General features: G+C 60.8%; 1 pseudogene. It reads right to left on the bottom strand.

Annotated features, from left to right (window positions below):
• Positions 1–207 precede the first annotated feature (207 nt).
• Positions 208–533: pseudogene (locus KZZ06_RS20080) on the bottom strand (hypothetical protein); the annotation flags it as partial.

The raw sequence follows: 533 nt of genomic DNA, 5'->3' as shown, positions 1-533 counted from the left end.
GCAAACGCCTGCAGCGGCGCGCGGGCGCGGTCGGCATCCTGTTCGGCGGTGCTGGCACGAAGGTAAGCTCGGACGAACAATGTGAACCGCCCCGGTTTGTTTTGGATGGTTCACATAGTGCCGGTTCATTTCGAATGGTCAAGTAGTAGGTTTTGGGGGCGTTCCGGACTGGTTCGCTGCCGGCATACCCAAATCGGACCAAGTGTATCAGTCGTGTTTGGCAGCGTTGCGCCATCCGGCTTTGGCTAGCCAGTTCAGCGCCGAGAGGCTCGGCATGAACAGATACTCGCCGCCTTTCATGACGTTGAAGGTCTGCACGCCATCGATGCGCCTGCGTGCTGGCGTCTGCGGGATCGTGAAGCGTCGTTCCCCCTCGTGCAGACCAACGACCGGATCCCGCTCCTCCCCGAGGTCGATGAAGTTGCCGCGGTTGATCCATTCCTGCTGCATGAACTCGATCGTGTCGTAGGCACGCGCGCTGATGAAGATGAAGAAGATGCCGCGCTCGCCCCTGGCATCGTCCTCCGGCGTCA

The sequence above is a fragment of the Sulfitobacter sp. CW3 genome (assembly GCF_019392245.1).
Taxonomy (GTDB): domain Bacteria; phylum Pseudomonadota; class Alphaproteobacteria; order Rhodobacterales; family Rhodobacteraceae; genus Sulfitobacter.
Note: the sequence above shows the minus strand (reverse complement) of the source record. Positions and strands in the feature narration are given on the sequence as shown.